Below are 6,636 nucleotides of genomic sequence, written 5' to 3' on the forward strand. Positions count from 1 at the left end.
CTTGGCCTCCGGTCTCGAAGCGTCGACGGCGGTGCTCGCGGCGTCCTCGAAGGGCCCTTGAACGGAGCGCGCCGTCAGCGGCCTTCAAGCGCCCCTCTAGGGGCCGGGCGGAGACTGCGGCGGCGAAGGGGAGAGGAGTGTTCACATTGGTGCCTGAGATTCTCGGCGGCGCCGTGCTGGTGAGCAGCGGGCTGGCCGCCGGGGTGCTGTTCACGCACGCGGTCGGCGTCTGGCCCGCGCTCCAGGCGATGGCGCCCGGCCAGTACGTCGCCGCGCACAAGCTCGTCGGCCGCGCCTACGACCCGATGATGCCGATCCTGGTCCTGTCGTCGACGCTGGCCGACACCGTCCTGGCGGTCACTGCGAGCGGTGTCGCGCAGCCGCTGTACGGGGTGTCGGCGCTGCTGCTGGCCGGGGTCGCGCTGGTGTCGCAGACGCAGAACGTGCCGATCAACAAGCGCGTCAAGGCGCTGGACGAGAACGCGATGCCCGCCGACTGGGCCGACCCGCGCCGCCGCTGGGGCCGCTGGAACCTGGCGCGGACGGCGCTCGCGCTCGCCGCGTTCGTCGGCAACGTCACGGCGGTGATGGCGTGAGCGCGCGCGGCGTCACCGGCGCGCCGCCCCGATCGCCCGCGCAACGTAAGCAGGACGCGCTGGACCTGCTCGCCACCGTCCGGCACACCTGGGCCGCGACCGGTGGGGAGAAGGGCGCGCACCTGGTGCCGCTCGCCTGCGTCTGGGACGGCGGGCGCGTCGTGATGTCCACCAAGGCGGCCTCCCTGACCGCCCGCAACCTGGCGGCCAACGGCACGGTCCGGCTGGCGTTCGGCACCGCCGAGGACGTCGTGCTGCTCGACGGCGAGGCCGCCCTCGTCCAGGCCGCCGACGTGCCCGACGCCGACCGCGCCGCGCTGGCGGCGCTGCCCCTCGACCCCGGACGCGTGCCGGGCTGCGTGTACCTGTTCGTCGTCCCGCGCCGGGTGCTGGCCTGGCGGCACCTGGGCGAGATGGCCGACCGAGTGATCATGTCCGACGGCCGCTGGGTCGTGTGAGAGCAAGGAGGACCGATGTCCGGATTCGCCGGCTGGGTGGACTACGAGCGCGACCTGCGCCGCGAGGGCGCCACGACCCGCACGATGACCGCGACGATGGCCTGCCGCGGCCCCGACGCCGAGGAGGTCTGGCTGAGCGAGCGCGCCGCGTTCGGGCACCGCCGCCTGGCGGTGCTGGACCCCAAGGGCGGCCGCCAGCCCATGCGCGCCGAGCACGACGGCCGCGAGCTGGCGGTGCTGGCCTTCAACGGCGAGATCTACAACGCCGGGGAGGTGCGCGCCGAGCTGGCGGCGCGCGGCCACCGCTTCCGCACCCGCAGCGACACCGAGGTGATCCTGGAGGCGTACCTGGAGTGGGGCGCGGGCTGCGCCGCGAAGCTGAACGGCATCTTCGCGTTCGCCGTCTGGGACCCGCGCAGCGAGGAACTGCTGCTCGCCCGCGACCAGCTCGGCGCGAAGCCCGTCATCTACTATCCGACGCCGACCGGCGTGCTGTTCGCGTCCGAGCCCAAGGCGCTGCTGGCGCACCCGTGGGTGGACGCGGTGGTCGACACCGACGGGTTCCGCGAGCTGCTGTCGCAGGCCGGGACGCCCGGCGCGGTGGTGTTCAAGGGCATGCACGAGGTGCGCGCCGGGCACGTGGTGCGGATCGGCGAGCGCGGCATCGTCACCGAGAAGTACTGGGGCCTGGAGGGCCGCGAGCACACCGACGACCGGGACGCCACCATCGCCAACGTCCGGCGGCTCCTGGAGGAGTCGATCGGCCGCCAGCTCCGCGCCGACGTGCCGGTCTGCTCGCTGCTGTCGGGCGGCCTGGACTCCAGCGGCCTCACCGCGATCGCCGCGCACATCCTCGCCGAGCGCGGCGAGGGCCCGGTCCGCACCTTCACCGTGGACTACGCGGGCCTCGCCGAGAACTTCGTGCCCGACCAGGTCCGCACCTCGCTGGACGCGCCGTACGTGAAGGACCTCGTGGCGCACGTCGGCTCCGAGCACACCGACGTCATGCTGGACACGAGCGACCTGCTCGACCCCGTCATGCGCGCGGAGACGATCCGGGCCCGCGACCTGCCGAGCCCGCTCGGCGACATGCAGACCGGCCTGTACCTGCTGTACCGCGCGGCGGCCGAGCACTCCACCGTCGCGCTCACCGGCCAGCTCGCCGACTCGTTGTTCGGCGGCCCGGCCTGGGTGCAGGACCCCGAGTTCGCCAACGCCGACACCTTCCCGTGGGTCGCGCTCGCCCAGCGCCGCGCCTGCCCCGACGGGCTCGGCAACGGGCTGCTCGCCCCGGCGCTGCGCCGGTCCCTGGACATCCCCGGCTACGTCCGCGACCGCTTCCACGAGGCCCTCGCCGAGGTTCCGCACGTCGGCGAGGCCGACCCGCAGGAACGCCGGATGCGGGAGATCACCTACACCCACCTGACCCGCTACCCCGAGACCCTCATCCGCAACGACGAGCGGCTCAGCGCCTACGTGGGGCTGGAGACGCGCGTCCCGTTCTGCGACCCCGAGCTGCTCCAGTACGCGTTCAACACGCCCTGGCACCTCCAGACGTTCGACGGCCGCGAGAAGAGCCTGCTGCGCGCCGCCGTCGCCGACCTGCTGCCCGAGTCGGTGCTGAAGCGCCCGAAGAGCCCGTTCCCGGTGAGCGTGGACCCCGGCTACGCCAAGGTGCTGCGCACCGAGCTGTCGGAGATCCTGGCGGACCCGTCCGCGCCCGTCGCGCCGTTCCTGGACCCGCAGGGCGCCCGCGAGCTGCTCGACGACCCGAACAGCCTCGCCGAGGGCTGGCGCGGGCGCACCAACGTCGAGCTGATCCTGCAACTCGACACCTGGCTCCGCGACTACGGCGTCCGTCTCGACCTGGACGTCTGACAGGCCCCGCACGTCAACGGCCCCGCCTCCGAGGAGGCGGGGCCGTAGGCGTCCGGGCCTACAACGACCGCTGGTAGGAGCGGAACGAGCGGACTGCCACCAGCGCGCACAGCGCCGCGAGGACGGCCAGCCACAACAGCCGCGTCCCGATGAGCTGCCAGTCAGGGTGCTCGGCCAGCGCCGAGCGGCCCGCCAGGACCGCCCAGTCGATCGGGTTGAAGCGGGCGATCGTGCGGATCCACCCGGCCGCCAGGCTCTGGTCCATGAACGCCGAGCTGAGGAACACCAGCGGCAGCAGGACGAACTGGATCACCGCCGTCAGCGACTGGCTGCGCCGGATGACCAGCGCGAACGACATCGACAACGACCCGACCGCCAGCACCATCAGGATCGCCGCCAGCAGCAGCACCAGCGCCCCGACCGGCCCGCCCGCGAACCGCGCGCCCATCGCCAGCGCCAGCCCCAGCACGAGCACCGCCTGCGCCATGATCGTGATCGCCTGCTGGCACAGGTGCCCGGCGATCAGCGCCGCCCTCGACACCGGCGACACCAGGAACCGGTCCAGCACCCCGTGGTCCAGCTCCTCCAGCACGTTCCCGCCGCTCCAGGCGCCGCGCGTCAGCGCCATCATGACGACGACGCCCGGGGTGAGGTAGTCCAGGTAGGGCCGCCCGTCGCCGAAGCCCTGGAGGTCGGTCACCCGGTAGAACAGCTGCCCGAAGATCAGCAGCCAGATCGCCGGCTGCACCAGCCCGATGATCAGGAACAGCGGCTCGCGGACCGTCCCGCGCAGCAGCCGGGCCGTCATGAACCACGACTGGCTCGCGATGGTGCTCATGCCCTCTCCTCCTTCGCCGAGCGGCCCGCGTAGTGCAGGTAGACGTCGTCCAGCGACGGGCGGGCGACCGCGACCGAGGACGCGGTCACCCCGCGCTCGGTCAGCGCCGCCAGGACGAGCGGGACGGCCCCGGCCGCGTCCTCGACCAGCGCGCGCACCGTCACGCCGTCCACCGTCACCTCCCGGACCCGCGCCAGCCCCGCCAGCACGCGGCGGGCGGGCTCGGCCGCCGCCGGGTCCAGCACCTCCACGTGGATGGCGTCGCCGCGCAGGTCGCCCTTGAGCTCGGCGGGCGTGCCCTGCGCGACGATCGTGCCGCGGTCCAGGATCGCGACCCGGCCCGCCAGCCGGTCGGCCTCCTCCAGGTAGTGGGTGGTGAGCAGGATGGTGAGCGCGCCCGCGCCCGCCAGGCCCGTGATGTGCTCCCAGATCTCGGCGCGCACCTCCGGGTCCAGGCCGGTGGTGGGCTCGTCCAGGAACAGCACGCGGGGCTCGTGCACCAGCCCCATCGCGATGTCCAGCTTGCGGCGGGTGCCGCCCGAGTACTCGCGGGTGCCCCGGTCGGCGATCTCGGTGAGCCCGACGGTCTCCAGCAGCGCGTCCACGCGGGCCGCCAGCGTCCGGCCCGACAGGCCGTGCAGCCGCCCCTGGAGCGTCAGGTTCTCGCGGCCGGTGCCGGAGGCGTCCACGCCCGACCGCTGCGCCACGTAGCCGATCAGCCGCCGCGCCTTCTGCGGCTCGCGGACGACGTCCACGCCGCCGATGGTCGCGGTGCCCGCGTCCGGCCGCGAGAGCGTCGTCAGGATGCGCATCGTGGTGGACTTGCCCGCCCCGTTGGGGCCGAGCAGCGCGAACACCTCGCCCGCGGCCACCTCGAAATCCACGCCGGCGAGGGCGCGCCTGCCGCCCGGGTAGGTCTTGGCGAGCCCGCGGACGGCCAGCGCGGCCGCCCGCTCCCCGCCGCCGGTCCCCGGCGGCGCGGTGACGGCATGAGCCATGGGCGTCTCCTCTCCGAAGGTGTCTCCGCAGGCGAAGGTCACAGAGACCGGTCGAGCCGCCCTACAGGCGGCCTTGAGCGGCCGGGGGTTGCATGGCCGACATGCGGATCGTGATTGCGACCAACGGCAGCCGGGGCGACACCGAGCCCTACGCCGCGCTGGGCCAGGGCCTGCGGCGGCGCGGCCACGAGGTGCGCCTCGTCGCCAGCAAGAGCTACGAGGCGCTGGCGGGCGTCGCCGGGATCGACTTCTTCCCCCTCGACGTGGACATGCCCGAACGGCTCGGCGGCGGCGAGGGCCAGCGCTGGCTGAGCGACGGCGGCGGCACGCGCGCCTCGGTGCGCGGCTTCCGCAAGTTCGTCACGCCGATGGCCGAGCAGTTCATGACGGCCACCGCGCACGCCTGCGCGGACGCCGACGCCATCGTCTTCTCCCACCTCGGCGCCAACGCCTACCACGTGGCCGAGGCGCGCGGCGTCCCGGCGTGCACGGCCGAATACCTGCCCCGCCACCCGACCGGCGCGTACCCGAGCCACCTGGTGCCCGGCGGCCGCTCGCTGGGCCGCCTCGGCAACCGGCTCAGCCACACCGCCGCGCAGCAGACGATGTGGCGGACGCGGCGACCGGCCGTCAACGAGTGGCGCACCACCGAACTGGGCCTCGCGCCGCTGCCGTGGTTCGCGGGCCAGGCGCGCTCGTTCGCGCGCGACCGGATGCCGCGCCTGTGCGGCTACAGCTCCACCGTGGTGCCGCGCCCGCCCGACTGGCCGAGGTACGCGCAGATCACCGGCTACTGGTTCCTGGACGCGCCCGGCCGCGAACCCGCCCCCGAACTGGCCCGGTTCGTGGGGGAGGGACCGCCGCCGGTGTACGTGGGATTCGGCAGCATGGTCCCGCCCGACCCGGAGGCCACCGCGGCGACGATCCGGGAGGCGCTGGCGCGCGCGGGCGTGCGCGGGGTGCTGCTGGCGGACCCGGAGCGGATCGAGTCCACGCCGGAACTGTTGGTCGTCCGCGAGGCACCGCACGACTGGCTGTTCCCGCGCACCGCCGCCGTAGTGCACCACGGCGGCGCGGGCACGACGGCTGCGGCGTTGCGTGCTGGGGTGCCGAACGTGGTGGTGCCGTTCTTCGTGGACCAGCCGTTCTGGGGCTCGCGGGTGGCGGCGCTGGGCGCGGGACCGGATCCGGTGCCGTTCCCGGAGCTGTCGGTGCCGCGCTTGGCAGATGCGGTGGCGCGGGCTGTTGGGGATGGTGGCATGGCGGAGAGGGCGGCGGGGGTGGGGGAGCGGATTCGTGCTGAGGATGGGGTGGCGGTGGCTTGCGAGTATCTCGAACGGTGGCTGGGCGGGGGGCCGCCGGTGCCGGGGAGGCGGCGGAGGTTCACTTTTGGGGTTTAGGTGGGGGTGGTCGGGCGCGGGCGCGGGGCGCGAGGTGTGGGGCGCGAGGTGCGGGTGCGCGGGGCTCGGGGGCGAGGTAGATGGTTGGGCGCGGGGCTGGGGTTGGTACTTGGGTGCGGAAAGCCCGCGCGGGGTGGAGGTTGATGGGCCTGTGCAGGAAACCCGTGCGGGTTGGGGTTGCTGGGTGTCTGGATCAACCCTGCGCGAGGCTGGGGTTGGTGGTCGGGTGCGGGGCGCGGGGCGCGGGGCGCGGGACTGAGGTAGATGCTCGGGTGCGGAAAACCCGCGCGGGTTGGGGTTGTTGGGTATCTGGATGAACCCCGCGCGGGCTGGGGGTTGTTGGTTGGGTGCGGAAAACCCGCGCGGGCTGGGGGTTGTTGGTTGGGTGCGGAAAACCCGCGCGGGCTGGGGGTTGTTGGTTGGGTGCGGAAAACCCGCGCGGGGTTGAGGCGGTTGGTCGGCTGTAGA

General features: G+C 73.9%; 6 protein-coding genes. 4 read left to right on the forward strand and 2 right to left on the reverse strand.

Translation table 11 applies throughout. The features are described 5' to 3' along the window. Nucleotides 1–149 precede the first annotated feature (149 nt). Genes AH6_RS39620 through asnB form a run of 3 tightly spaced genes read left to right on the forward strand, consistent with a single transcriptional unit; the run spans nucleotide 150 to nucleotide 2,932 of the window. Nucleotides 150–596 carry an anthrone oxygenase family protein gene (locus AH6_RS39620; protein WP_067491185.1) on the forward strand — a complete coding sequence of 149 codons (447 nt, stop codon included), beginning with the start codon at nucleotides 150–152 and terminating at the stop codon, nucleotides 594–596. Beyond that, complete coding sequence (locus AH6_RS39625) at nucleotides 593–1,054, forward strand: pyridoxamine 5'-phosphate oxidase family protein (RefSeq protein WP_067491166.1); 462 nt, start codon at nucleotides 593–595, stop codon at nucleotides 1,052–1,054. The genes AH6_RS39620 and AH6_RS39625 overlap by 4 nt, the downstream gene beginning before the upstream one ends. 15 nt (nucleotides 1,055–1,069) lie before the next feature. Next, on the forward strand, nucleotides 1,070–2,932 hold the full coding sequence (asnB, locus tag AH6_RS39630) for an asparagine synthase (glutamine-hydrolyzing) (protein ID WP_067491169.1): 1,863 nt from the start codon (nucleotides 1,070–1,072) through the stop codon (nucleotides 2,930–2,932). 58 nt (nucleotides 2,933–2,990) lie between these two features. On the opposite strand, the gene AH6_RS39635 is transcribed toward asnB, so the two are convergent. Further along, entirely contained in the window at nucleotides 2,991–3,770 is a 780-nt protein-coding gene (locus tag AH6_RS39635) for an ABC transporter permease (RefSeq protein WP_067491171.1), read from the reverse strand. Beyond that, the gene (locus tag AH6_RS39640; protein WP_067491173.1) at nucleotides 3,767–4,768 is read right to left on the reverse strand and encodes an ATP-binding cassette domain-containing protein; all 1,002 of its coding nucleotides are present in this window, start codon (nucleotides 4,766–4,768) and stop codon (nucleotides 3,767–3,769) included. The genes AH6_RS39635 and AH6_RS39640 overlap by 4 nt, the downstream gene beginning before the upstream one ends. A gap of 101 nt (nucleotides 4,769–4,869) precedes the next feature. Here AH6_RS39640 and AH6_RS39645 point away from each other — a divergent pair, with 101 nt between their 5' ends. Beyond that, nucleotides 4,870–6,168: a glycosyltransferase gene (locus AH6_RS39645; protein ID WP_067491187.1), complete on the forward strand. Its 1,299-nt coding sequence runs from the start codon at nucleotides 4,870–4,872 to the stop codon at nucleotides 6,166–6,168. Nucleotides 6,169–6,636: the final 468 nt, after the last annotated feature.

The organism is Actinomadura hibisca NBRC 15177, assembly GCF_001552635.1.
Classification (GTDB): Bacteria; Actinomycetota; Actinomycetes; order Streptosporangiales; family Streptosporangiaceae; genus Spirillospora; species Spirillospora hibisca.

Excerpts from the sequence above, each read along its gene's own strand:
- asnB (WP_067491169.1), top strand. The coding sequence starts at position 1,070 with ATGTCCGGATTCGCCGGCTGGGTGGACTACGAGCGCGACCTGCGCCGC.
- AH6_RS39635 (WP_067491171.1), bottom strand. The coding sequence starts at position 3,770 with ATGAGCACCATCGCGAGCCAGTCGTGGTTCATGACGGCCCGGCTGCTG.
- AH6_RS39640 (WP_067491173.1), bottom strand. The coding sequence starts at position 4,768 with ATGGCTCATGCCGTCACCGCGCCGCCGGGGACCGGCGGCGGGGAGCGG.
- AH6_RS39645 (WP_067491187.1), top strand. The coding sequence starts at position 4,870 with ATGCGGATCGTGATTGCGACCAACGGCAGCCGGGGCGACACCGAGCCC.